Below are 26,345 nucleotides of genomic sequence, written 5' to 3'. Positions count from 1 at the left end.
TGCAAGCCATGCACTAGAATCGGTCGGGCTTTTTCTCTATCCGTCAGTCGGCTTCGCTATTTTTCGTTTTAGCTTTCCTCGCTCTCTTTTTCTCGCTCTCTTTCTCGCTTTATTGAGCCTCATCAGTTGCGATCCGCATTTAGGCACATTTGGCGTGCTCTAAATCATCATCTAGTAAGAGTTGGCATCTTTGCTGCAACACTTATTATGAGTGTGTGTTGAGATGTTGCTGAATTTACACTACGCCTATCAAAGTAAACACTTAATGCCTTTGATAAACAGCAACTTAAACACAAAAAGCTATACAGGAGATATTATTATGCCAACAGATGCACAATTATTAATCGGGAAAGTGTTGCAAATAAAAGACAAAATTATTGCAAAACGTCACTGTATTCCAAGCGACCTAAAAGCGGAATGGAACACGCTTAATGAGCAAACTGCGTGTTTTGAAAGTGAGGCGCTTTATAGAAGTGCTGTGAAAGGCCAGGAAATGAATAAGCACATTGATTATTCAGGTTCGGTGAAAGAGCTTTCTCAATTAGTAAAACAACTTAAAACGCTAAATAAAAAGGTTAATGTTACGCAAGTACATCACTAATACTTGGGTAAGCACACCAAGGTTATGGCTATGTTAAGTTTCGTTAAGTGGGTATTTATCTTTGCGAACTAATGGTATGAGGCCTCAAGCATTCTCCGTGCCTCAGGCCTAAGCAAAAATTCGTGTTACTTTTTCTTTTTAAGGAGTACCAATGTTCTTACTTTACGCGTGCCATAGCTGGCAAGCCTTAAAAAGTCTTCGCGGGCAACCGGAATGTGTTGATACTCGACAGGCTGTCCCTCACTCGCATCTGGATCGTGCAGGTAATAGCAATGAGAATCGCAGCTAGTCACCGCAACCCAGTGGGGAACCTTTTTCTTATCGAACGCGTAAGTGCTGATTAAGCACAATACTGCCCCGCCAGCTTTAAGGGTTTGATCGATAACATCAACTCGCCAGTCAGAGATTTCAACAGAAATGCCTTTTCTACGTGCCTCTGCCATAAACTGCGACTCAACATTTTCGACTATCGCTTTCTTGTTAGTATCTCTAACGCCATCAACAAAAAGCGGGACATCCTGATTGATGACCACTTTCGCTGCATAACCTTCGTTTACCGCGGCGAGCGCTAATCCAACCGGGTGGCAACCGCCATGACCTGACATCATAAATATCGTGGTAGCAGTACGCCACAACGATAGTTCTTTTTCTTGGGTCATTTCATAGCGATTGTTCAATGCACACATTGCCATCATTAATGCTGATGGACCGCAGGTAAAATCAGTCGTCTGTTGGTACCACGGATAAACCTCTGGCTTAACTGATTTACTCGGCACCAACACTTTTTGCATACGTAATGCGTCAGTGTGATCGTCGTAGTAATCGGTATACATACCAAACTGACTAAACCCTAACTTTTTATACAGAGCAATGGCGCCAGCATTACCTACTGCCACTTCCAGGCGCATAAATCGCTTTCCCCGCAAAAGCGCCCGCTCCCCCAAGCTATTTATGAGCTTTTCAGCAACGCCAAGCCCTCTCGCCTCAGGCAAGACTGCGATAGAATACAGTCTAGTGAGCTGCGTTCCACGACGCAGTAGCAACAGTCCATAGCCAACAATGCTATTTACACTCGGCTTATTTTTGTCGAGGTTAGAACTTGAAGTCGACGGCTCACGCTCGGCCACAATAAGCTCTGCGTGCTGTGCATCAATGTAAAATTTGAAACGACTTTTACTTAGCCTGTCGGTGGTGAAACAAGTTTGCTCAATGTGCTGAAGCGAAGCAAGATCGTGTAATGTCGCAATGCGCAGCACTACACTCGACTGCGTAGAAGGCACACCAACACTATTTGTCGATTTAGTATTAGATGCGCCCTCAGCTAGGCCATATGCACGATTTGCGCTTTCCTGTGGACTTGCATTATTCACTTCAATTACTCGCTCAGCCGATGTAATCATCGCCCTCTTTGCTCCAACCTGTCAGCAAATTCCTGCATAATTAATTCGTACAGTTCTTTGCCTAAATATTTGTCTTCAACACCCGAGTCGATACTTGGGTTGTCGTTCACTTCAATAACATAAACTGCATTGCCGGTTTGCTTGATGTCTACACCATACAAGCCGTCACCCACCGCTTTAGCGGCCTTGATAGCAGCTTGTAACACCGGCTTAGGCACTTCAAACGTTGGCATTGTGGCAAATCCCCCCGAAGAGAATCGGTCTCCCTGATGGTTGTATATCTGCCAATGGTTGCGCACCATAAAGTATTGGCAAGCGTAAATAGGTTTGCCACCTAATACACCAATTCGCCAGTCGAATTCAGTGAATATATATTCCTGAACCAAAACAAGTGCCGATTCAGCCAGCATTTGTTCTAAGCGCGTTTTTAACGCTTCTTTATTTTCAGCTTTATGCACGCCGCGGGAAAACGAGCTTTCTGGCAGTTTTAAAACAAGCGGCAAACCAAAGTCAGCTATGAGTTTTTCGCATACTTCATCAGTAGCGCTCGATACAAACGTCGCTTTCGGCGCTGGCACTTTCTGATAAGCAAACGCATCCTGCAAGTACACTTTGTTACAGCAGCGCAGAATTGATTGGGTATCGTCCATAACCACAATGCCTTCTCGCTCTGCGGCACGCGCTAAACGGTAAGTATGATGGTCAATCGCCGTCGTTTCACGAATGAACAATGCATCATAGTGACCCAATTCTTCTTGCGACAGGCGACTCACGACATCTGCGCGAAAGCCCACTTTTTCAGCTGCTTTCACAAAGTTTTTAATGGCGCGTTCGTCACTAGGCGGCGTGCTCTCTTCTGGGTTAACCAAAATGGCCATATCCCAACGAGTACGTTTGCTCGTTTTACCGGCTTTCCACTGTATTTTGGTATGTGCTTCTAATTGCTCAATGAAACGCGCTTGTTGCTTGGCATTTAAGTCCTTAAACGCTTTTGCCTGTACGCTTGCAAAGCCTTCAATTTGTACTTTACCCGTGGCTTTAGGCGACACTTTCGTATCGGTAACTGTTGGGCTTAACACCAAAACAGGGTACGGGTATTTTTCAAACGCTTGGCGCGCCAAACGCTTAAAGCGCTGATCTTTCACTTCGCCGAAAAGTACTAATATAGGCTCATCAGTAATTTCCGTATTGTCTTGAGATACCGACAAAGAGAAGACGATGCGATCGATACTTTTCTCTTCCGCCATGCGTAAATCGTTAATGGTATTTACAGAAGGCAATACAGAGTGATTACGTGCCTGAGCCAAAAGTGAACAATAGTACCCTTCGCTTAAGTAACGCGTAGTATCACAAATGTTGATAACGCGTGTTTTGGGCTCGTTCAACTTTGGAAACTCAGCAAGATAATCTTGAAAAGTCAGCACGGTTAAAGCTGTGTTACAAAAAGGAGTAACATCATCAGTAACAATCAGTGTATTGTGCATGTAATTCGCTTCTAAATAGTGTGTTGTCAGTTACAATTATTACTGTGTTTGTTCAATTTACAAACACGATTAAAGTAGCGCTGAGTTTACGCTTTACTCATCATTTGCATAGCATTATCAGCACGGCTTTTTTTCATCGTTAAGACAACAAAAACTAATGTGCATTTGAATAGATTGAAACGACTTTTGTTTATTGAGTTTGCCTATACATTGAAGTAAGCAAACAAGATACGAATGGTTTAAGGAGTACGTATGTTATTAGCCAGCTTGGCTATTTTAATCGGATTACCGGTTTTGCTTTGGAGCGCAGGGAAGTTTGTAGGTGGTGCCGCATCGGTAGCCAATCATTTCGGTGTTTCCCCCTTGCTCATCGGTATGCTCATCATTGGGTTTGGTACATCGGCCCCTGAAATCATCGTTTCAGTGTTTGCAGCTATTCAAGGCAACTCTGGCATAGCGCTGGGCAACGCCTATGGCTCTAATATCGCCAATATCTTGTTAATCCTTGGCCTTACCGCAATCATTAGTCCTATTGCGGTTAAATCAGAAATCATTAAGAAAGAGCTGCCTGTTTTACTTGGCATCACCTTCTTTGCCGCATGGCAGGTGTGGGACTTAAATATCTCGAAAGACGACGCATTCTCTTTGTTAGGACTGTTTGTGCTTCTGCTTTCTTGGAGTATTTATCACGGCATGAAAGGCGACAAAGACGCCCTCGCCGACGAATACGATGAAGAGATTAATAGCAACGAAGGTACTGTAAAAACCCACGTAATGTGGTTGATTGCGGGGCTTTTATTGCTAGTTGCAAGCTCGCGTATGCTGGTATGGGGCGCGGTAGAAGTCGCCACTTTCTTTGGTGTTAGCGATACTATTATCGGGTTGACGGTTATCGCAATTGGTACATCGTTACCAGAACTTGCATCATCGCTAATGGCGGTGAAGAAAGGCGAACACGATTTAGCCATTGGTAACGTGATCGGATCTAACATGTTCAACACCTTGGCAGTAGTGGGCATTGCAGGCACCATTCAGCCAATGACCGTAGGTTCTGAGTTTTTATACCGCGACGTTATGGTGATGTTCGCATCAACCATTGCCCTATTCATTTTCTGTATTGGCATTAAGCGCCAAGGACGTTTAAACCGTCTGGAAGGCGGAGCATTCGTGCTGGCCTACGCGGCCTATACGTACTGGCTTATCCAAGCCGCTTTTATCTAAGTTATTGCCGCAAGCCTTGTAATTAATAACGCTTATTATGCATCGCTCACTTGATGGGAAGCTCATAGCAACCCCATCAAGTGACATAAACGCCGTTTGTCGAAAGCGCTACTCACAAAGCTTTGTTATTTGTCCTTGAGTTATGTTTTTGTCGTGCACCCCATGTAGAGCGCTTTCACTATTTACAGGCCCAGTGTGGTAGCCAGTGTGATTAGGCTTATCGCCGCAATAGCAAATAAAATGAATAGGTTTATGCCAAAGCTATCGCTTTGACGACGGTTTCTTCTGGCACGCATAATTATGCTAACCAAACTCACTATTAAACATACCTGCAGCATGATGGTCATGGCCGATAAATGACTTTCAGACCAACTGGTATCGCCTTTTATTCCCCAGTACTGCTGCACGCCACTGATAAAGTCAGGGCGCGCATAGTGAAACAGTATGAGTACGACAACCATGCCAACCCAGCCAACGATGTTTAACCCAAGCATCACCTTATAAAAAGGCGTTTTAGAACGGGGCGTTGAACGTCGCTCTGCAAGTTGCTCGTAAGTCATAGAACTTCTCTCATTTTCGGCATCGCTAGAACGGTCAGCGTCACTTTGCGTAGCACTCGGTTCTTGTGCTTGCTGAGACACTGGCGTGTTCGAATCATTTTTATTTCCCATTTGTCACTCTGTTCTCTGGCATCCCGCTTTATGTTGGGTATACTAGCGTGCTATTGGATTGTATTTCATTGGTTATTTTTACATCACCAAGTCATGTTTCGATCTGTATTTTGCTTATACTTGGCACCAAGCGAATTGCGAAATGCCTTTTTGAAAAGCGAAAAGCTAATACAGATTCTAGTAAGTTATCGGCATGGCAATCCAAAAACATTGACCATAAAGCAAATTTTAGTGCATTTTTTCATTCACAGTTTAATGCACTGTGTTGTTGAAAATGACTCAATAGTAAGCAACAACATAAAATTAGTAAGACGGAGAAATTAACATGACGCATGCGCCCGTAGTTGACGTACTTAAAGGTAAGTACGCCGTTGGCGAATCGGTAACCGTAAAGGGTTGGGTAAGAACACGCCGCGACTCTAAAGCGGGGTTATCATTTATTGCACTACACGACGGTAGTTGCTTCGATCCTGTACAAGTTATTGCGCTAAATTCTCTGTCAAATTATGCCGATATCCAGCGCTTAACAGCAGGCTGCTCATTATCGGTTACCGGTACAGTGAAAGAGTCTCAGGGCCAAGGCCAAGCCGTTGAAATTGACGCGACTGACGTTGAAGTTTTGGGTTGGGTAGAAAACCCTGATACCTACCCAATGGCCGCTAAACGTCACAGCATTGAGTACCTTCGCGAATATGCGCACCTTCGCCCACGCACTAACGTTATCGGCGCGGTAACCCGTGTTCGCAACTGTTTGTCTCAGGCGATTCACCGCTTTTTCCATGAGAAAGGTTACTTCTGGATCTCTACGCCTATTCTAACGGCAAGCGATACAGAAGGTGCAGGTGAAATGTTCCGCGTATCAACCCTTGATATGATGAACCTTCCACGCGACGACAAAGGCAATGTTGACTATTCAGAAGATTTCTTCGGCAAGGAAACCTACCTAACGGTATCAGGTCAGCTTAACGTTGAAACATATTGCACAGCTATGTCTAAGGTGTACACCTTCGGCCCTACGTTCCGTGCAGAGAACTCAAACACGTCTCGTCACCTCGCCGAGTTTTGGATGATTGAGCCTGAAGTGGCGTTTGCTGAATTGAAAGACGTAGCACAACTAGCTGAAGACATGCTGAAGTATGTATGTAAGGCCGTGCTTGAAGAGCTGCCTGACGACATGGCGTTCTTTGCTCAGCGTATTAAGAAAGACGCCATTGAGCGTTTAGAAAAGTTAGTAAGCTCTGACTTTGTTCGCATGGACTACACTGACGCTATCGAAATTCTGCAAAACTGCGGCAAAGAATTTGAATTCCCTGTTGAATGGGGTATCGATTTATCTTCTGAGCACGAGCGCTATCTTGCAGAAGAACACGTTGGTGCGCCAATTATCATGCAAAACTACCCGAAAGATATTAAAGCGTTCTACATGCGCATTAACGATGACGGTAAGACTGTTGCAGCAATGGATGTACTTGCGCCAGGTATCGGTGAAATCATCGGTGGTTCACAGCGTGAAGAACGCCTAGACGTTTTCGATGCACGCCTTGACGAAATGGGCCTATCGAAAGAAGACTACGCGTGGTATCGCGACCTTCGCCGCTACGGCACCGTACCTCACTCAGGTTTCGGTCTTGGTTTCGAGCGCCTTGTAGCATACGTAACTGGCATGCAAAACGTACGTGACGTGATCCCATTCCCACGTACACCGGGCAACGCTAGCTTCTAAGCAGTTGTTCGCTAGATTTAAAAGCCCGCATGTAGATTGCTACATGCGGGCTTTTTTACTTCTTGAACCGTTATTATCTCAGCGCTAGTTTACGGACTTACTGAAATTCCAATTGCAGCAGAGCGACAAGGTTCAACCGTGTAAACAAATCCCTCTTCCACTTCATCTGTCTTTTCAATCTGCAAAATTTCGTAGTCGTTAAGCTCTATAACGCGGGTTCCCTCAGGATGAGCACAGCGTGAGAGTGAGTCAGCTTCAAACTCATAAATGAAATAGGCTAAGGCACGTCGTTGTGACTTTTTGTAATCAACACTCTTTTGTTTTGCGTTAGTCAGTAGCGTGGTTAAGTCCTTTTCTAACTCAGAAATATCTTCCGCTTGTTCCTTAGTAAGTTGCGCTTCACCATTTTCAAGCTCATTTTCCGTTACGTTTTCTATGCTTATTAAAGGGTTAGCACTTTCACTACTAAATTCAGAGAGTAGCCCAACTTGCCCAGCTAAAACTCCCAGCTGCAGCGCCACGCCCAATGTCCATGCTAATCTTGCCAATGTGGTAGAGGTAGCAAACCGATAGTGTTTTGGATGCCAAAACCGCGCAACGCCAAACGGCTTCAATAGCAGTAAGAAAAACAGATAGAAAATAATAAGAAGCATGCCACCCACGAGCCCTAACATGGTGGTAACAAAGAACCAGCTTGGCACCATAAGAATAAGCGCAAAATTGTGACTGTAGGGCAAGGCGTTTGCTGATACGCCAGTTATGCTATTCACTAATCCACTTGCAGAGGCGAGTGCAAAGTTTGCGATGATTGCGTATACAAACAGAATCACAGCTTTACCTGGTAAGCTGTTCCAAAGTGTCATGAACCTGGGCCATGTCTCGCTAACAATGCCCGTAAGAGCAAAACCAAACATTATTGCTTCAAACAGTCTACTTTCTATGTTCAGAAATATTTGCAACAAAAGCATGCTGGTTGCTAAAAAATAACATCGCTGAGCAAAGGTAATACTCATCCAAAAACGTAAAAAACCAACACGCCTTTTCAGGAATAAACGACTTACCTGCTTCTTAATTTTTCCATATACACTACGAATTTCGTTTGCTATTTCCATCACTTAATCGTCAATTATTGTTGTTATACTGCTAAATACGACTGGCTATACTTCCCGACATGCCTGCAATAAGCTATGCTGTTGATTCTAAAAATCAACGGGTTATACCTCTAGGCTGCTATCTATCATACAACGAGCATACAAAAAGTGGCGTGCAAAAGCATATGGCTGAATCAAATACGTTATCTATAGTTTGTGAGCAATGCCATACTCAGGTACACATTCCCGTCCTAGCACACAGGCAACGGGCCGTGTGCCCAGTATGTAACCACACACTAATATCTCATCGCGATGGCGCAAGCGAAAAGTTGCTCGCTTATACTTTCAGTGCCCTGATATTTTTATTACTTTCGTTACCTTTTAACTTTCTGACATTTAAAGCAAGCGGTCAAAAGCACAGTATTGACTTGCCCACCGGCATTACCGTACTCATTGAAAACGATTATTTATCGCTAGCAATAATAACCAGCTTAGCGACGTTACTGCTGCCCGGAATGGTACTCGGCGGCCTGCTATTGTTATCGTTAGCTCAAATACAAAACCGACGCCCCTTTTACTTGCCGCGGCTTTACAAACTTGTGAAAGCCCTCTTACCGTGGAGCATGGCAGAAATTTTTCTTGTTGGTACCTTGGTTAGCCTTATAAAAATTACCGAATTGGCCGACGTTTCCATAGGCCTATCATTTTACGCATTCGTTGGCTTTTCAGCGTTCACGGCTCTTTGTATATCCCAATTTGATCCCACACGCTACGCCATGTGGATGTCTCAAGGCCAACCACCACAACCTAAACCACTGTGTGAAGCACAAGCGCAAGAGAGTATTCAGCGCACGTGGGCGTTGTTGATCACCGCTTGTATCTTATATATTCCTGCTAATGTACTGCCAATTATGTATACTGAATTTTTTGGCCAAGAGACGCCCAATACCATTATTGGTGGTGTCATATCGTTGTGGGAATCGGGCTCGTATCCAGTGGCGATTATTATTTTAGTTGCCAGCGTGGTAGTGCCAGTAGCAAAAATTATTATTCTTGCTTGGCTCAACTTTTCCGTACAGCGAGAGAAAACCACTTCAAAACAATTACGTATACGTTACTACCGCATCACTGAGGCGATAGGCCGCTGGTCGATGATAGACGTTTTTGTTGTAGCAGTGCTGGTATCCCTTATTCAGATGGGGAACACCATGTCTATTTATCCGGGCCAAGCGGCACTCGCCTTTTGTGCCGTTGTATTTGTAACGATGATAGCCGCGATGACGTTTGATTCGAGGCTAATTTGGCAGCAGTGGAAGCAATTACCATGACCACAAACGATCCGAACATTAATGAAGCTAAGGTCAAACCGACCTCGTCCATTTCTCGCATTTGGATTATCCCAATTCTTGTTATCGTTATTGGTGGCTGGATGGTGTACTACCAATGGAAGAATCAGGGCCCTCTTATTACGATAGAGCTGCATTCGGCAACAGGTATTGAGGTAAACAAAACACCAATAAAAGTGCGCGACTTAGATATTGGACAGGTCAAAAAGATAACGCTAAAACCTGACTTAAACGGCGTACTTGTCACGGCCAGAATTGATGCAAGCGCGGCCCATCTACTCAATGAAAATGCAAAATTTTGGGTTGTCGCCCCCCGTATAAGTTTTTCTGAAGTTTCAGGGCTCAACACCCTCTTGTCTGGCAGCTATATTGCTATGTCAGCCCATGATAAAGGCAAAGAGCAACTCCATTTTACGGCACTTGAACGCCCACCGGTTACGCCTCCTGGCACTCCAGGGCTGCATGTTATGTTAAAAAGTGACGACGAATTTGCCTACAAACCTGGCGATCCTATTATTTATAAAGGGTTTAAAGTTGGCGAGTTTGAAGACGCTACCTTTAATATTGAAGAACGTGTGGTGTATTACGACGCATTTATTGAAGCGCCTTACCATAAACTCATAACCAACACGACACGTTTCTGGGATGTCAGCGGCGTTAAATTGTTGCTTGAATCGAACGGTGTAAGCGTTGAAACAGGCAGCTTGGAAACCCTATTAGCGAACGGTATTACCTTTGGGATCCCTGACGGCGTGCCAAAAGGTGAACAAGTGCTAGATAACGCCTTTTTCACAATTTATGGGGATAGCACATCCGCCTCAGATGCACGTTATAAAGTCGCCGCTGAATACTTGCTACTTATCGATGAAAGTGTGCGAGGTCTAACCGTTGGCGCTCCGGTTGAGTACCGTGGTATTGAAATTGGCAACGTGACTGCTATCAACTCCTTCCCTGCTTTGGATGGCAACATTTTGGAGCGAGATTATCCCATCCCCGTGCTTATTAATATTTACCCTGGCAAAGCAAGGCAGCCAGATACTAAAGAAGGCCTTAGTGCAATCAAGCAAACCATTCGAAACTGGCTTGAGAGAGATCTTCGGGCGTCGTTACGCATGGGCAATGTTTTAACCGGTGGCTTGTACGTTGATTTACAGCATGTACCCGACGCTGACAGTAACAGCGGCATTGAAGTGATTAACGGCTACGAAGTAATTCCTACTGTTAGTAACGAGTTCACGCAATTGACGCAAAAGGCCGACGCAATTTTAGACAAAATCAATCAGCTTCCGCTTAAGGAAATGGTGGAAAATGTACAGTTAGCCGTTGAAGACATGCGTTTAGCTGCTGAGTCTGTGGAAACGGCAAGCAGCGACTTTGATGTACTTATTGCTGATATTGATGCGAAAGCATTAAATAGTAATCTTAATCAGGTTCTTGTTAGCCTTGATGGCCTGCTTAAAAATTACAGCGAGGGTGGTTTTAACCAGTCTGAGATAAAAGAGACCGTTGATGCGCTGCAAGAAACCATGCGCAACATTCAGCCTTTATTGTTAAAGCTAAACCAGTCTCCGAATAGTTTAATATTTTCAAAGGATGATGAAGCGGACATTCAACCTAAAGCGAAGAATTAGCGCAGTAGAGTCAAACAAATGCGCGGTTAATTTTCGAGCAACAATGGTGTGAAAAATGAATGCTCTTTATCCTTGATAATTAGCCGATATTAAGAAAGTAATACGCTACAGTGAATGTCAATTGACAGTATTGCCATAGCGAAACATCCAAAAACAAGGATGGAAGGAATAAATAGAATGATACAGCAGTTTAAGGTTTTCCCATCTCAACCTACAGGTAAAGCACTGTTTATCGGTGCGTTTGCGCTTTTCACCTGCGTATTATCGGCGTGTAGTAGCGCGCCTCGTTCGCTGACATACTACTTACTTCACACCACAGGTGACAGTGCATATACCGTAAACAAAGCATCAACGGCTGTTGTAATAGATAAGATAACCCTACCGGAATATCTCAAACACCGTGGGCTGGTGTACCAAACCAGTGACACCAACTTGCATATCTCAACCAGTCACTTATGGGCCGAACCTGTAGACGAAGGGCTTACTAAGGCGCTAACCAGCGCGTTAGCATCAAAGCAAGTGTCATTGCTTCGCCCCGATCACTACGCAAGTGAAGAAGCCGTTCATATGGCGTTGCACCTCAATGATTTTGTCAGCACGTATGAAGGGGAAGTTATTCTATCTGGCCAATATGTGATTACTCACGTGAAAGGCCAAACGCAAAGCTACCCATTTTTATTCAAAACGCCCCTGGAAGATGATGGATTTTCTCCAAGTATCAAAGCAATGAGAAATACTATCCAACAACTCGCAGAAGATATTAGAAAAACTGTGACAAAATCTGCTTAATCATGTTCGGCTCTCTCAAGCAATACGTATTTAGTGGTGTAAGCCGTCACTACAAAGATGAAACCAACAGACGCATTATGGTGGTGAACCTTTTTGCGGCAGTGGGTATGTCTATCACGTTCTTGCTTGGCTCCAGGGCTTTTATTGAAGGTGAATATTCTCTTTCAACTACGCTCTATACTGCCAGTGTAGTATTTGCTATTTCACAGCGCTTACAAGTTCGGTTTGCATCAGCCAAAGCTCGTACATGGTCTATAACACTTCTCATTATCTGTTTAATGGTACTGACTCTCCTGCTGCTGATTACCGGTGGTAAAGACAATACCGGTCCCCTTTGGATTTACTTGGTGCCGCCAGTCACTATGTTTTTTGCAGGCTTTGTCAGAGGCCTCATCGCACTTATTGCCTACACGCTAGTTAGCGCCATCGTGCTGTTTGGCTTCAACGACGCTTCATTTGTAGCAAACTACACCTACGCGTTTAAAACTCGTTTACTGTATTCTTTTTTAACCGTTTCATTTCTGTCGGCGTTTTATGAGTACAGTAGACAAAAGAGTTACGACACCGCGCTTTATTTAAGTGAGCAGTTTGAGCGCCAGGCCAAGCATGACCACTTAACTCAGTTGTTAAACCGGCGAGGCGCGCAGCAGTGTCTAGAGCGCGAGTACGCAAGAATGCTGAGAAGCAAACGTAAATTTTCGGTCGCCATTGCAGATATTGACCGCTTTAAAAGTATTAATGACACCTTAGGCCATGAACAAGGTGACGAGGTCCTTCGTCAGATTTCAAAAGTGTTTAGTTCTCGTCTGCGAGGACAAGATATTCTCGCACGGTGGGGTGGCGAAGAATTCATGTTCATCTTTACCGACACTGATGAAGCAGGTGCTGTAAATGCTTTGGAAAATATTCGAGATATTTTGAACAACGCACCGCTTAATATTAACGGTAGCGAGATCCATGTAACGAGTAGTTTCGGGGTGAGCGAAGTAAATCCCGATATAGATATTTCCTGCGCCGTTCGTCGAGCAGACCAAGCACTTTACTATGCCAAAGATAATGGTCGAGATTGCGTGTGCGAATTTTCGTCGTTGAGCTCCCCCTCTTTTTCAGGAAACTAAACCAATTTCCCTGCTTAAATCAGTACGGTTAACTGACTTTACACAAAATTGACTCATGTTTAGTTACATTTGCGCTGTATTCCTGAAACACTTTAGCGCTACACTATGTAAAGTATTCGCTATAAAAGTAGATTTAGCCATGAAATGGATGAAAGTTGCACTGCCTATTGGTGTTTTATTAGTAGGCTACTTAGGTATGAAAGGAATCGAAGCCTCTGCCTCTGACAATACTATTACAGAAGAAGTTGATACCCGCCCAACGGTGACCATTGAAGCTTTATCGCCAGAAGACGTGCGCGTTCAACTTACCTCGTATGGCGAAATAACGCCCCTTGAAACCACAAACCTTGCAGCTCAGGTATCGGGAGAAGTTGAGCGCTGGAACCCTAAGTTTGTGAGCGGCGGTCTGGTTCGACGTGGCGAAACCTTATTTGAAATAGAAGCTGACGCATATGAAGCGGCACTATTGCTGGCTGAAGCTAACCTCGCTAGCGCGCAAGCACAGCTTATCCAAGAGCAAGCCCAAGCTGATGTCGCTGCCAAAGAAGCGAAAACGATGCCTAACGCACGGGTTACTGACCTTTACCTTCGCAAACCTCAAGTAATGAGTGCGCAAGCTGGCGTAAAATCAGCAGAGGCGCAGCTTAAAATCGCCAAGCGTGATTTAGACAACTGTAAGGTAAAAGCACCATACGATGCACTTATAGTATCTAGAGATATCAGCACTGGTGACTATGTAACTCAAGGCACGCCAGTCGCTGTCATTAACAACATCGAATACGCTGAAGTAACCTTCCCTGTAGCCGGCTTTGACCGTGTTTTTCTAGCAGACAACACCATTGGTAGTGAAATCGCCATCGAAGTAGATGATGTGCAGGGCGCTACTGTAAAAGGTACCATTCACCGTGATACGGGTGTGGTAGATAACACCACGCGTATGAGCTATTTCGTTGCCCGTATTGAAGATCCTTACGCCATCAATTCGTCGAAGCCTATCGTGAAGTTTGGTTCATATAGCACAATCGCATTTGAAGGAAAAACCCTTAGCGACGTATACCGCGTACCTCAAGAGTTGGTAACCAATCGATTGTTATGGACGTTAGATGACGAAGACAGATTAAAATCGCAAAAGGTTAAAGTTGTTCGCGAAGAAAATGGCGACTTCCTTATTCAAGGCGATTTCAATGCCAAAAAAGTCGTGATGAGTTTGCCCGAATATCCTCAAAACGGTATGCCTGTTAAGGTCATTGAGACCACGACCGAAATTGTGACAGCAAAAGCGAACTAAGGAGCTGTCATGGAAAACCACAACGATACACAAACCGGCATAATTTCTTGGTTCGCCAGAAACTCCGTGGCCGCCAACCTACTGATGATTTTTATCATCATCATGGGGATAGCGAGCTATTTCACTATTCAGCGTCAGATGTTTCCAAATATCGAAATAAACTACATCACCGTTGAAGCCAACTACCCTGGTGCTTCACCTCAAGAGATTGAAGAGAGTATTTTCATTAAAGTTGAGGAAGCAGTAAAAGACATTACTGAGATTAAGCGTACGGTTTCACGTGCATTTCGCGGTGGCGGTGCAGTTACACTGGAAATTGACACTAAAGCTGAATTAACAGATGTACTTGATAAGGTGAAGCTTCGCGTTGACAGTATTGCCACCTTCCCCGCTGGCATGGAGCCGGTTAATGTTTCCCAAGTAGAGTTCCAGCAGCAAGTTATTGAAATGCCTATTGTCGGTGACTTGCCTTTATCAGAACTCAAAGTGCTGGCAAAAGAGGTGGAAGATGAGCTTCTACAACTTGGCTCTATCTCTTTGGTTGAAGCCAATACGCCGGACGATGAAATTGCCATTGAAATTAAACCTGATACGCTTAGGAAGTACGGCTTAACTATTGCCGATGTCACACAGGCAATTAATAGTTACTCTGCCAACATTTCCGCAGGTCAGCTTAGAACTAACTCAGGTATTGTATCGGTACGTGTTGAAAACCAGTACTACAGCGGCGATGAGTTTAAGCAAATTCCCATTAAAATTGGGGCGGGCGGCGCGAAGGTAACCTTGGGCGATGTCGCTTATATCAACGATGGATTTGTTGAAGGCGAACGCTACTTTAAATACAACGGCATGAACGCTATCTATATTGCCGTTAAAGCCACTAAAACCCAAAACACCATTCCTGTAGCCGAAACCGTAAAAGCCTATATTGATCAGAAAAACGAAAGCCTTCCTCAAGGAGTAAGTCTAGAAATTCTGGTTGATATGACCTATTACCTTAACGCTCGTTTAGACATGATGTTGTCGAACCTGGTTCAAGGCTCAATTCTAGTGGCGCTAATGTTAACCCTGTTCTTGCGTTTTAGGCTTGCCGTGTGGGTTATGGTTGGTTTACCGGTATGTTTCCTTGGTGCCATGATGCTAATGCCTCTGTTTGGTGTAAGCATAAACATCCTATCGCTGTTCGCATTTATCATGGTACTAGGTATTGTGGTTGATGATGCCATTGTTATTGGCGAGAGTGCTTACACCGAAATTGAAAGCAAAGGTGGCGGTGTTGACAATGTAATCCGCGGTGCAAAGCGCGTAGCTACGCCCGCCACATTCGGTGTTTTAACCACTATCGCCGTGTTTGCTCCGTTTACGCTAAGCAGCGGGCCTGAAGGCGCATTCTTCTACAATATCGCTGTTGTCGTAATCTTGTGTTTAGCATTCAGTCTAGTTGAATCTAAGCTCATTCTGCCGGCGCACTTAGCCCACACTAAATTTTCCCCAGTCAAACAAAATAGCTGGCGGGCGCGTTTTAACAAGCGATTCTTTGCTTTTGTTAACGGTCCTTACAAGCGTTCTCTAGCAAAAGCGATTGAATGGCGCTGGGCTGTACTCATGATGTTCGTCGCAATGCTAATGCTAAGTATGGGGCTTATTGGGGCTAATTACGTAAGAATGGTTCCCAATCCGAAAGTACCTCATGACTTCCCAAGCGTTAAAATAGAGATGAATGAAAACGTCTCAGATTTAGCAACCATTAACGCGTTAAAAATTGTTGAGCAAACAATCTTAGACGTTGAAGAACAAATCATCGATGAGTTTGGTCAAGGCATGATAAGAGACCGCCTTGCGTTTAACGATGACAGAACTGAAGGCCGTATTTTAACGCCGTTAGTTAATGAAGAAGACCGCCCTATCGACACGTTTGAGCTTGCTCGTCGCTGGCGCGAAGCCATTCCTGAAATTACCGGCATGAAATCATTTACCGTAGTTGATGACGTAAACGGTGATGGTGATGACGGCGAATTTGGTTATTTACTCTTTGGCCCTGATATCGACACTCTAAACGCAGCAGGTCTTAAGTTTATTGAAATGCTGCAGCAGCAAGAGGGCTTGTTTGACGTTAGCTCAACTATCGACCCTCCAAGCAAAGAAGTACAAATGACATTGCTTCCAGTTGCGTACGACTTGGGTCTTACTCTATCTAATATCGCTTCTCAAGTAGGTGCAGGCTTCTACGGCGGCGAGGCACAACGTGTTATTCGAAACGGTGAAGAAGTGAAAGTAATGGTGCGCTACCCAGAACTTACCCGCGAACGCTTCGCCGACTTGAAGTACTCTTTGATCACCACGCCTAATGGTGAGGAAGTTATGCTGGGTGATGTTGTGGCCTTAGAGGAGAAACCAGGTATAAGCTACATTCGCCGTGAAGGTGGATACCGTAGCGTTTACATTTGGGGCAATATCGATGAAGAAAAGATTGAGCCAAACGAAGTGGTCACTGAAATTAGAGAGAAGCTACTTCCTCAATTAAAAGAGTCGTTCCCGTCGGTTATGACTGAACTTGGTGGTGACATTGAAGAGCAGCAAGCGCAACAGAATGAGCAGATATTGTTTTTCTTAGCTGCCATGATCATGGTGTATATCCTTCTTGCTGTACCACTTAAAAGTTATGGGCAACCACTTATTATCATGTCGGTTATCCCATTTAGCTTTACAGGCGCAGTCTTCGGCCACTTTGTGCTGGGCTTAGACTTATCTATGATGTCTAACTTTGGCCTAATCGCTGCCGCAGGGGTTGTTATCAATGACTCACTAGTTATGACTGACTTTGTGAACCAGCGCCGTGCACAAGGCTACAGCATTAAAGAAGCGGTGACCGAAGCTGGTACCGCGCGCTTCCGAGCGATTACGTTAACCTCAATCACTACGTTTGTGGGCGTACTGCCCATTATGTTTGAAACAAGCCTACAGGCAGCGTTTGTTGTACCAATGGCTGCTGCACTCGGTTTTGCTGTACTTTACGCTACGCTTGTAACGCTTATATTGGTGCCGTGCTTGTACTTAATACTGCTTGATTTACGTGGTCCGTTTACGTTTATTAAGCGCAAGATTGTACGCAAAAAGCCTACTAAGGATAACGACGGCAATAGTACTTCTCATACACATGTACCTCAGCCAAGTGCATCGATGGACTAGCTTTTATCGCTGAGAAAAGCTACAAACACCTAACTGTTTTAAAATGAGCCTTTATTGGCTCATTTTTTTTGATTATTTATGATGGGAGTCACCATGACCAACACCATTTCAATAAGACCAGCCACGCCTGAGGATATTTCACAAATTCGCCAGTTCATTCTGGAACTTGCTATTTATGAAAAAGCAGAGCATGAAGTAGAAGCAGATGAAGAAGCGCTATTAAAAACATTATTCGGAGAAGGCGCAACCGCGCATTGTGTAATGTGTGAAAGCGCTGACGCGCCTATTGGTTTCGCTGTGTATTTCTTTAATTACTCTACGTGGCAAGGACGCAATGGACTCTACCTTGAAGATTTGTATGTTTCACCAAAATCACGTGGCCTGGGTGCAGGGAAAGCGTTATTGCAACACTTAGCTAAAACAGCGGTAGAAAACGACTGCGGGCGTTTCGAATGGAGCGTATTAGATTGGAACAAACCAGCTATCGATTTTTACGAGTCACTTGGCGCTAAACCAAAGAGTGAATGGTTAGGCTATCGTATGGATGGACAGACACTTATCGACTTTGCAAAGCAAGGCGAATAGAGCACAAAGCCTCTAAATACAAAGTGCAAAGATAAAAAAAGCCACTCGCTTTCGCGAATGGCTTTTAAACAATATTTTAAAACTGACGGTTAGTTTAGAAAGAACCAATCAGTGATAGACGCGCATTAATTGGCGCACCTACTGTTACCTGATGCGTAGAGTGTGCATTCGGGAAGTAAAGCGTATCAGTCAAGTTTTCAACGTTTAACTGAAGGCGCATTTTGTCGCTAAGCGTGTAGTAAGCAGACGCATCAACACGCGTATAGCTAGGTAGTACAGGCGATGAAGCACTTGTCGATACCTTACTTTCGTCCTGATATGTAGCACCAATGCCGAAGCCAAATACTTCATTCACTTCGTAGGTTGTCCACACAGACATCGTATTTTCAGGCAGCTCACGAAGCTCTACGCCACTTGCGTTTTCGCCGTCAAGGTTGCTGTAGTTTGCAGTAATATACCACTTGTCTGTGATATAACCTTGCAGCTGTAGCTCAAAACCAGATACATCTGAGTCAACTTCAACAAAGCTTTCAGGGTCATTCGGGTCGTTATCCAATGACGTCTGCTCGTTCTCAAAGATAGCTGCTGTAAAGCTCATGCTGTCGTTGAAGTCCCACTTAATACCAATTTCTTGGTTAGTGAACGTGTCTGGATCTAGCGCGTTTGCGTCGCCATTAATATTCGCATATTGCTCGCCGCTGCGTGGCAAGAATGACTCACTGTAGCTAGCGTATATAGAGATATTTTTCTGTGGCTTATACACTAGGCCAGCACGCGGTGACACTTCTTCGTCTTTTCTGCTGCGTGTCTCTAAAACTTCAGGGTCCGCGTTGAATACTTCAATATCGAAGCTGTCAAAACGTGCACCTAGTACAAGGTCGAAGTTGTCTGATAGTGCAATTTCATCTTGAACATAGAAAGAGTATACATCTAAGTCTACATGCGTATCGTCGTTCAAGTCAGAGAAGTCTGCTGTAACTGTTACGCCTTCAGCATTTGTACCAGTTAAACCACGGAAGCTTAACGGACGTGAAATATTAAACGTTTCTCTATCACCGTCAGTGGAATCAAACACAGGGTTGTAACGATCTTGGTTTGACTTGGTATTAATAACCTCACCACCGAAGATAACCGTGTGCCCAATGCTTCCCGTTTCAAACTCGCCAACTAGGTTAGAAGACAAGATCATGTTTTCACGCTGCGTAGTATCAACGTATCCGTCTAGCGTTACTTGCTCAGTCTCAGCGTTATAACCTGCCGCATAAAAGTTCGAGTAAACTTTGTCATAGTCACCGTAAAAAGCGTTGAAGTTACCTTTCAGGTTATCTGAGAAAGTGTGCTCAACGTTTGCACGGAACACGTCAGCGCCCAATGTTTGGTAGTTGTTATCTGGATCGCCAAACACGATTTCTTCAAACGCTTCTACTGGTTCACCGTTGGCAGTTGGCACACCGCGGTCAATAAAGCGCTCGTGGTCGATATATTCATATGACACATCAACAATTGTGTCATCGCTTAGCTCAAAGCGTGCCGTTGGGTTGAAGCCGTAACGGTCTCCGTAGAAGAAGTCGCGATGGTTGTCTAGGCTTTCGTACATGGCGTTAATGCGCAGGGCCGACTTATCGCCCGTGTCAACATTGGTGTCTAACTGTAAGTTATATGCACCAAACGTATTAGCAGATACGTTGTAGTTTACAAACTTATCGCTCGTTTTCGCTTTCTTAGATACACGATTTAAGATACCGCCCGTACCACCGCGACCGAATAGCAACGCATTTGGACCACGAAGAATCTCTACCTGCTCAACATTGTAAAGTGCACGGTAGTATTGAACGTCATCACGGTTACCATCTAAGTAGAAATCTGCAGTAGAGCGCACACCACGGAATACTACCGAGTCGCGGTGACCTTCACCTTGCGATGTATTAACACCTGGTGCGTAGTCAATAATTTGTCCAATGCTAGTAATACCGCGAGCCGTTATTTCTTCAGCCGTAATAATCGACAAGCTCTGTGGAACGTCGATAATTGGTGTAGGGCTTTTAATTGAGTTGGACTGGTTAACCGAAAGGTACTTCCCTTTCACCGTTAGTCTCTCAATATCTTCCATATCAGCAGCAAAAGTTGCTGGGCTTAGAATTATCGCAGCAGCAATACTCGTAAGTTTGAATTTCAAAATTGCTCTCCAAGTGTTCTGTAAGTGTTGTGTGTTTACTTTCAAAAATCTGTAAAACCCTATTATCACGACCCGGCTTTCTGCCGAATTTTGCAATTGCAAATAATAATAGTTGTTATTTTTGGTCGGGATATTATAAAAATTTAGAACAAATGACGAGAGCAAAAGCGACAAAATTTAAAAACTCTTTATAAATTTTCTTAATTTATTAGACAAATAAGACTCAAATCGCGCCAAAATAGACTAAAGAATAAGCAGGTGAATATATTTCGTACGATTGTAGAGGCGCATATTGCAGGTGTCGGAGGACGAGCGACAGGGAGAACAAACAGCTAAGTGAAAAGGTATTTACTGGCTACATCATCTGAAGTGTAGTCCGTTTGAATCAAGAGGGATCTGTGAAGTTAGCGCGAAGACGGATAAGCGGAAAAAATGTTTGGGAAGTAAAAGTTCAATGGCCCTTCAATACTGAAAGAGCCTTGAACAAACTCATCGATATAGCCTGCCAACTACACAACAGCATAGCGGCTTAAAATCAAAGCCACTGTGTGTTTTGCTAAGCTCTTCTTATCGTTATCGCTGAGGGAATCTTCAATTTTGAACAGCTGAGGCCAAAAGCACTGCCCTTTTACTAAGCTATCAATTTCATCGACAACCCGATCCAAGTCGTCAAACGCTAGTTTATTGTCGGCTTTGGCATCCTTTAACCAGCGGTGCATAGCCGTCTCTTGGGCTTTTAATTGCGCAACTTCATCTTTTAGCTTTTCCGGCTCGTAGAAGAAGTGGCCAATCGCAACCCGAGCTAAATCGAGGTGTGATTCACTCACCATAAACTCAATGTCTTGCAAAATAAGGTCTTCTAGCTGCTCGTCTAGCGGAAGCGTAGCATCGTACTTTTTATTTATATTTAAAATAGCCGTTTGCCACTGTTGCGTAACCAAATGCATCACCAGCTCTTCTTTTGTAGAAAAGTGGTTGTACACAGTGCGCTTTGACACATTTGCCAGTTCAGCCAGCTTATCCATGCTTGTGCCGTTAACGCCAAACTCTTGGAATGCCTGTGTTGCCGCCTGAATAATGGCTTCGCGTTTGATGTCGCTACGCGTACGTGTGTTGCCTACCATATGGAAATTCTCAAAATTAGTTATCCGCTACATTAACCCGATCATTTTACACCGAACAGTTTACTTTTCAATGCGACCGCACTAAAATGCACTCACCAGTTTACTTTAGGTAATGACTATCTTTGCTGCCGTTGTGCATACCATCACTACCTTGGTTTACACATCTATACTTTAATTACCCTGACTATGGATTACATACACCTATGTCCATGATGCGATTCTCCCACATTTTATTTCTAAGCGTTTTATCGGTTTCCACTTTAAGTGCATGTTCTTCCGAAGAGCCTGCCGAGCAACAAGCAAACGTTGCACCTCGTTATGTCAAACTCGCTACGGTTAGCAACATTCCAGATTTTGACGAATTCACCTTCCCTGCCGTTGTATCGGCAGTGAAAACCGTCGATTTAAGCTTTGAAGTTTCAGGCCGCCTTATCCAGACTGACTTGGTGACAGGCAGTGATATCAATAAAGGCAAGTTACTGGCCACTATTGATCGTAAACCATTCGAAAGACGCGTGGACGAGTCTACGACACGACTTGATCAGGCCAAACGAGAGCTTGATAGAATTGAGAAAATGTTCGCTCAAAAGCTAGTTGCACAGAGCTCTCTGGATACTGCAAAAACATCTTACGAACTAGCGGTTATCGACTTAAAAAATGCAGAGCAAGATTTGAGCTACACACAGCTATATGCCCCTTTTGATGCAAAGGTATCTCAACGACTTGTTGAAAATAACAGTTTTGTTGCCGCAGGTACGCCGATTGCTCGCCTGCAAGATGTGTCTAAAATATACTTCAACATTAATGTTCCTGAGCGCTTACTTACTGCCAATATTGGCCGTGGGATAAAACAAGCCAGCGCCACACTAGCCACCAATCGCAGTCAGTGGTATCCGGTGAACTATGTAGAGCACTCTACCCAACCTGATCCTGTGTCGCAAACTTATGAAGTGGTGTTTGCCATGGAGCCTCGCGAAGAACTCCCCCTAACACCGGGCGCGCGCGCAGTGGTAAAAGTCAGCCTACAAGGTAGCCTTTATCCAGAAGGCTTTGTTGTGCCAGTAAGAGCACTTGTAGGTGACAAGGACTCAGGCTTTGCAGTGTGGGTATATAACGATGAAACAAGTTCAGTGACCAAGCAAGCTGTAAACGTTAAGCATATTGAAAATGAGCTAGCGATTATTGAGGGTAAAAGCCAAGGCGAAATCACCCTTGGCCAGCAAGTGGTTGCTGCTGGAGCAACACAAATGCGTGCAGACATGAAAGTGCTTCCTTACCAAGGAGAGAAGTAATTTATGGATATCGCACGCTATTCAATTGATAAGCCCGTCAACATTTGGCTAATGGTAGTCATCCTGCTTTTAGGCGGCATTTTGGCTATGAGCAAAATTGGTCGCTTAGAAGACCCTGCGTTTACCATCAAACAAGTAAAGGTATACACCAACTATCCTGGAGCCAGTGCCGAAAAGGTAGAACGTGAAGTCACTGAACGCTTGGAAATTGCCATTCAGCAAATGCCGCAGTTAAAGGAAGTGACGTCAGTTTCATCGCCGGGCCTTTCCGAAATTACCGTTGAAGTTAAGAGTACCTACGACAGTAACCTCTTGCCACAGATTTGGGATGAGTTGAGAAAGCGACTTCGCGACACCGCAAGCTCGTTGCCAACGGGGGCACAAAACCCTGTGGTATTTGATGATTTCGGTGACGTTTACGGGCTTTATTACGCGTTAAGTGCACCTGATTTCGATACTCGGGAGCTTCGAGAATTCGCCCGAATTATTCGACGTGACCTGCTGACTACAGAAGGCGTTGCCAAGGTAAATGTAACTGGCGTTCAAAAAGAACAAATAGTGGCCTATATCAACCCTTATCAACTCGCGGGCTTAGGCATTTCATTTCCTGATCTCGCCTCTCTTTTTGAAGACAACCTGCGCCCGTTCAACGGCGGTCGTATTAAAGTTGACGAAAAAAATGTGCGCCTAATTGTAGAGCGCGCACCAGACAGACTAGAAGAAATATCTAATCTGTCAGTGGTAGTGCCTGGCACAAACCGTTCCCTTCGGGTTGCTGATATTGCCACGCTAAAGTTAGAGCCTGCCGACATACAGCCCGTTCATGTACGCTACAACGGCGAAGAAGCACTTACGCTTTCAGTATCAGCGTTGACCGACGTTAACATTGTTGATGTGGGCGAGCGCGTTAACGCAAAAGTAGAAAAGCTGCTTCAAGAACTGCCTGTCGGTATTACGCTTACGCCTATTTACGATCAGGCCTCAGTCGTCGACGAATCGGTTACTGGCTTTATTAATAACCTCGTTATGTCGGTGGCGGTTGTTACCTTAACGCTATGTTTGTTCATGGGATGGCGCTCAGGCGTGGTAGTTGGCTCTGTGCTACTTGTCACCGTACTAGGTACTATTCTAATCATGTGGCTTATGGATATTCAGCTTCAAAGGATATCACTTGGTGCCATGGTTATCGCCATGGGTATGCTGGTAGATAACGCTATCGTAGTTGCTGAGGGGATGATGCTGCGCATGGCCACGGGCTCTACAGCCAAAGAATCAGCCAGCTTTATTGTTAAGCGAACGCAGTGGCCTTTACTTGGCGCAACCGTTATCGGTATTGCGGCTTTTTCAGGCATAGGCCTTTCAAACGATGCTACAGGCGAGTTTCTTTATTCATTGTTTGCCGTAGTGTTGGTCTCCCTCATGATAAGTTGGGTATTAGCGGTAACCTTGGTGCCCGTGCTTGGCGCATATTTTTACCGCAAAGGTATTGGGCAAACCACAGGTAACGAACTTTCTGCATCGCAACGCTGGTTTAAGCGTGCACTTTTAGGCGCACTTAAGCTTCGTTGGGTAACCATTGGTGCACTGTTTGCTATTACTATCGTGGCTTATGGAAGTTTTGGCATGGTAAAACAAGGCTTCTTCCCTCCGTCAAACGCGCCGCTGTTCTTTGTGCATCATTGGGGCCCGCAAGATAGAGATATACGTGCCACTGAAGTCATTGCAAAAGAAGCTGAAGCTCGTATTTTGGGAATGGAAAACGTCACGGCTGTAACCACCTTTATAGGGCAAGGCGCCGATCGTTTCACCCTCACTTATGCGCCTAAAAGTGCTAACGAAAACTATGCCTTTTTCATGGTTCGCGCGAATGAACTTGATAATATTCCGGCTATTCAAAGTGCACTTGCGAGTAAGCTTACCGACCTGGACTTCGACGCTAGCTTTTATATGGAGCGCATGCAGTTTGGCCCTGGCTCTGGTGCAAAACTTGAGACCCGTTTTTCAGGCCCAGATACTGAAATACTTCGCGAACTGGCGGATGAAGCCAAAGCACTGCTTTTTGCTGATGGACAAGTGAAAGACGTTCGACATAACTGGCGTGAAAAAGGCTTTGCCATTAATACGCAATTTGACAACTACAACGCAGGGATTGCTGGCGTTTCGCATAGTGACTTTAGCCAGACCATACAGTATGCAAGTAGCGGCGTTCAGCTAGGTACGGTGCAAGACGGCGATTATGCTTACAACATTATTGCAAAAATGGGTAAGGCTGAAGATACCGAGCTTCAATCAATACGTGAATCACAAGTATGGTCTACGCAACAGCGCCAATATGTGCCTTTCACACAGGTATCTCAGGGCTTGGAGTTAATGACCGAAGAAATGCGTATTCACCGTCGCGACCGCGTTCGCACCATTACGGTAGAAGCTGAGCCGGGTGACGATGAAACTGCTGCCAAAGCGTTAGCGAGAATCCGCCCACTTATTGAAGACATAGAGCTTCCAGCTGGATATTCATTAGAATGGGGCGGCGAATTTGAAAGCTCTAGCGATGCACAAAAAGCGCTGGGCGCTGGCTTGCCTGCTGGCTTCCTAGTCATGTTTATTATCTCAGTATTGCTATTCGGTCATGCTCGTCAGCCGCTGATTATCTGGCTTGTAGTACCCATGGCTATTGTTGGTGTAGTCTCTGGTCTATTAGGTACCGATATGCCGTTTGGCTTTATGTCGCTACTCGGCTTCTTAAGCTTGTTTGGCATGCTTATTAAGAACGCTATTGTACTTATTGAAGAAATTGACCTTCAGATAGAAGAAGGATTAGCCATTCGCCAAGCGATTGTTGACGCTACTATCAGCCGTGTACGCCCTGTTTCACTGGCGGCGGTAACGACCATTTTAGGTATGGCGCCGCTGCTGTTCGACGCCTTCTTTGCCGATATGGCAGTGACCATTATGGGTGGCCTGGCCTTTGCGACGGTACTTACACTTATCGCTGTGCCCGTACTCTACAGTTTGCTGTTTAAAGTCAGCTACCGCAAAAGCTAACGCTTTAAAACTAACGGTCTCTTTACCGCAATTTATAAACGCAGGTAGAGAGACCACTCCCCTTTAAAGCGGTGTTCACTATTAATAACATACGAGTACCGACCTAACGCTTTGCCTCTACCCTACTTTGCATAAACTTCATCACATCGCGCCACGACACCATTCCTACTGGATGCCTTTTCGTGTCGATAATAGGAATGCAGGAAATTTTATGGGTATTAAAAAGCTCAATAGCCGAATAAACAGAGTCACTTGGGTTAAGTGTAATGACTTCACGAGTCATGATTTGGTGCGCTTTTTTATCCAATGTAGCGCGATCAAGCTTTCGTTCGCTTAGGGTATCTACAAAAGGACTAATCGATTTCATCAAGTCTCTGTCAGATATAATCCCCTGCAGCTTATTGTCATGCACGACGACCAAATGATGAAACCCCGTAGCAGCAAAGAGCTCGCGCAATGACTGTAAACTGTCATCCATGTGCACGCTAACCACCCGCGTAGACATAATTTTAGCAATGCTCATTAATACTCCTCGTTAATTCCAGCGCTTGGGCTTTAATTTAGTTATAGC

General features: G+C 44.6%; 19 protein-coding genes. 12 read left to right on the top strand and 7 right to left on the bottom strand.

Annotated elements, in window-relative coordinates; genetic code table 11:
• Window positions 1–319 precede the first annotated feature (319 nt).
• Window positions 320–601 (top strand): hypothetical protein, encoded by a 282-nt coding sequence (locus AWH61_RS03875; RefSeq protein WP_170870494.1) that lies wholly within the window; start codon window positions 320–322, stop codon window positions 599–601.
• A gap of 125 nt (window positions 602–726) precedes the next feature.
• Here the strand turns inward: AWH61_RS03875 and AWH61_RS03870 are convergent, their stop codons facing one another.
• Both AWH61_RS03870 and AWH61_RS03865 read right to left on the bottom strand, forming a co-directional pair.
• Window positions 727–2,001, bottom strand: coding sequence for a GNAT family N-acetyltransferase/peptidase C39 family protein (locus AWH61_RS03870; RefSeq protein WP_014948901.1), 1,275 nt, complete (start codon window positions 1,999–2,001; stop codon window positions 727–729).
• On the bottom strand, window positions 1,998–3,485 hold the full coding sequence (locus AWH61_RS03865) for a RimK family ATP-grasp domain-containing protein (RefSeq protein WP_014976055.1): 1,488 nt from the start codon (window positions 3,483–3,485) through the stop codon (window positions 1,998–2,000). Before AWH61_RS03865 ends, AWH61_RS03870 begins: the two co-directional genes overlap by 4 nt.
• A 252-nt stretch (window positions 3,486–3,737) precedes the next feature.
• Between AWH61_RS03865 and AWH61_RS03860 the strand changes: the two genes are divergently transcribed.
• Window positions 3,738–4,706 (top strand): calcium/sodium antiporter, encoded by a 969-nt coding sequence (locus tag AWH61_RS03860; RefSeq protein WP_014976054.1) that lies wholly within the window; start codon window positions 3,738–3,740, stop codon window positions 4,704–4,706.
• A gap of 182 nt (window positions 4,707–4,888) precedes the next feature.
• Here the strand turns inward: AWH61_RS03860 and AWH61_RS03855 are convergent, their stop codons facing one another.
• The gene (locus AWH61_RS03855) at window positions 4,889–5,377 is read right to left on the bottom strand and encodes a hypothetical protein (RefSeq protein WP_014976053.1); all 489 of its coding nucleotides are present in this window, start codon (window positions 5,375–5,377) and stop codon (window positions 4,889–4,891) included.
• A 325-nt stretch (window positions 5,378–5,702) separates the two neighbouring features.
• Here AWH61_RS03855 and asnS point away from each other — a divergent pair, with 325 nt between their 5' ends.
• Window positions 5,703–7,100 (top strand): asparagine--tRNA ligase, encoded by a 1,398-nt coding sequence (gene asnS, locus AWH61_RS03850; protein WP_014948897.1) that lies wholly within the window; start codon window positions 5,703–5,705, stop codon window positions 7,098–7,100.
• An 89-nt stretch (window positions 7,101–7,189) separates the two neighbouring features.
• Here the strand turns inward: asnS and AWH61_RS03845 are convergent, their stop codons facing one another.
• Window positions 7,190–7,963, bottom strand: coding sequence for a hypothetical protein (locus AWH61_RS03845; protein WP_232379133.1), 774 nt, complete (start codon window positions 7,961–7,963; stop codon window positions 7,190–7,192).
• 413 nt (window positions 7,964–8,376) lie between these two features.
• On the opposite strand from AWH61_RS03845, the gene AWH61_RS03840 reads away from it, so the two are divergent.
• The 7 genes from AWH61_RS03840 (at window position 8,377) to AWH61_RS03810 (ending at window position 18,137) form a co-directional block, all read left to right on the top strand.
• Window positions 8,377–9,519, top strand: a complete 1,143-nt coding sequence (locus AWH61_RS03840) for a paraquat-inducible protein A (protein ID WP_139308972.1) — start codon at window positions 8,377–8,379, stop codon at window positions 9,517–9,519.
• Window positions 9,516–11,168, top strand: coding sequence for an intermembrane transport protein PqiB (pqiB, locus tag AWH61_RS03835; RefSeq protein WP_014948894.1), 1,653 nt, complete (start codon window positions 9,516–9,518; stop codon window positions 11,166–11,168). Before AWH61_RS03840 ends, pqiB begins: the two co-directional genes overlap by 4 nt.
• 177 nt (window positions 11,169–11,345) lie before the next feature.
• The gene (locus AWH61_RS03830; RefSeq protein WP_039227330.1) at window positions 11,346–11,957 is read left to right on the top strand and encodes a PqiC family protein; all 612 of its coding nucleotides are present in this window, start codon (window positions 11,346–11,348) and stop codon (window positions 11,955–11,957) included.
• Window positions 11,958–11,959: 2 nt separating this feature from the next.
• The gene (locus AWH61_RS03825; protein ID WP_075176242.1) at window positions 11,960–13,075 is read left to right on the top strand and encodes a GGDEF domain-containing protein; all 1,116 of its coding nucleotides are present in this window, start codon (window positions 11,960–11,962) and stop codon (window positions 13,073–13,075) included.
• A 139-nt stretch (window positions 13,076–13,214) separates the two neighbouring features.
• Window positions 13,215–14,363, top strand: a complete 1,149-nt coding sequence (locus AWH61_RS03820; RefSeq protein WP_014948891.1) for an efflux RND transporter periplasmic adaptor subunit — start codon at window positions 13,215–13,217, stop codon at window positions 14,361–14,363.
• 9 nt (window positions 14,364–14,372) lie between these two features.
• The gene (locus AWH61_RS03815) at window positions 14,373–17,552 is read left to right on the top strand and encodes an efflux RND transporter permease subunit (protein WP_075176241.1); all 3,180 of its coding nucleotides are present in this window, start codon (window positions 14,373–14,375) and stop codon (window positions 17,550–17,552) included.
• A 93-nt stretch (window positions 17,553–17,645) separates the two neighbouring features.
• Window positions 17,646–18,137: a GNAT family N-acetyltransferase gene (locus AWH61_RS03810; protein ID WP_075176240.1), complete on the top strand. Its 492-nt coding sequence runs from the start codon at window positions 17,646–17,648 to the stop codon at window positions 18,135–18,137.
• A gap of 94 nt (window positions 18,138–18,231) precedes the next feature.
• Here the strand turns inward: AWH61_RS03810 and AWH61_RS03805 are convergent, their stop codons facing one another.
• Together AWH61_RS03805 and AWH61_RS03800 are read right to left on the bottom strand one after the other, a co-directional pair.
• Window positions 18,232–20,313, bottom strand: coding sequence for a TonB-dependent receptor (locus tag AWH61_RS03805; RefSeq protein ID WP_075176239.1), 2,082 nt, complete (start codon window positions 20,311–20,313; stop codon window positions 18,232–18,234).
• A 509-nt stretch (window positions 20,314–20,822) separates the two neighbouring features.
• Window positions 20,823–21,437 (bottom strand): TetR/AcrR family transcriptional regulator, encoded by a 615-nt coding sequence (locus AWH61_RS03800; RefSeq protein WP_014976048.1) that lies wholly within the window; start codon window positions 21,435–21,437, stop codon window positions 20,823–20,825.
• A gap of 209 nt (window positions 21,438–21,646) precedes the next feature.
• Here AWH61_RS03800 and AWH61_RS03795 point away from each other — a divergent pair, with 209 nt between their 5' ends.
• Both AWH61_RS03795 and AWH61_RS03790 read left to right on the top strand, forming a co-directional pair.
• A complete protein-coding gene (locus tag AWH61_RS03795; protein ID WP_075176238.1) occupies window positions 21,647–22,729 on the top strand; it encodes an efflux RND transporter periplasmic adaptor subunit in 1,083 nt (360 codons plus the stop codon).
• A gap of 3 nt (window positions 22,730–22,732) precedes the next feature.
• Window positions 22,733–25,774: an efflux RND transporter permease subunit gene (locus AWH61_RS03790; protein WP_075176237.1), complete on the top strand. Its 3,042-nt coding sequence runs from the start codon at window positions 22,733–22,735 to the stop codon at window positions 25,772–25,774.
• 103 nt (window positions 25,775–25,877) lie between these two features.
• Here AWH61_RS03790 and AWH61_RS03785 read toward each other — a convergent pair whose 3' ends face one another.
• Entirely contained in the window at window positions 25,878–26,297 is a 420-nt protein-coding gene (locus AWH61_RS03785; protein WP_014948884.1) for a CBS domain-containing protein, read from the bottom strand.
• Window positions 26,298–26,345: the final 48 nt, after the last annotated feature.

It is taken from the genome of Alteromonas sp. W12 (assembly GCF_001924945.1).
In the GTDB taxonomy this organism is placed as follows: Bacteria; Pseudomonadota; Gammaproteobacteria; order Enterobacterales; family Alteromonadaceae; genus Alteromonas; species Alteromonas macleodii.
This window is presented reverse-complemented; position numbering and strand designations above follow the sequence as displayed.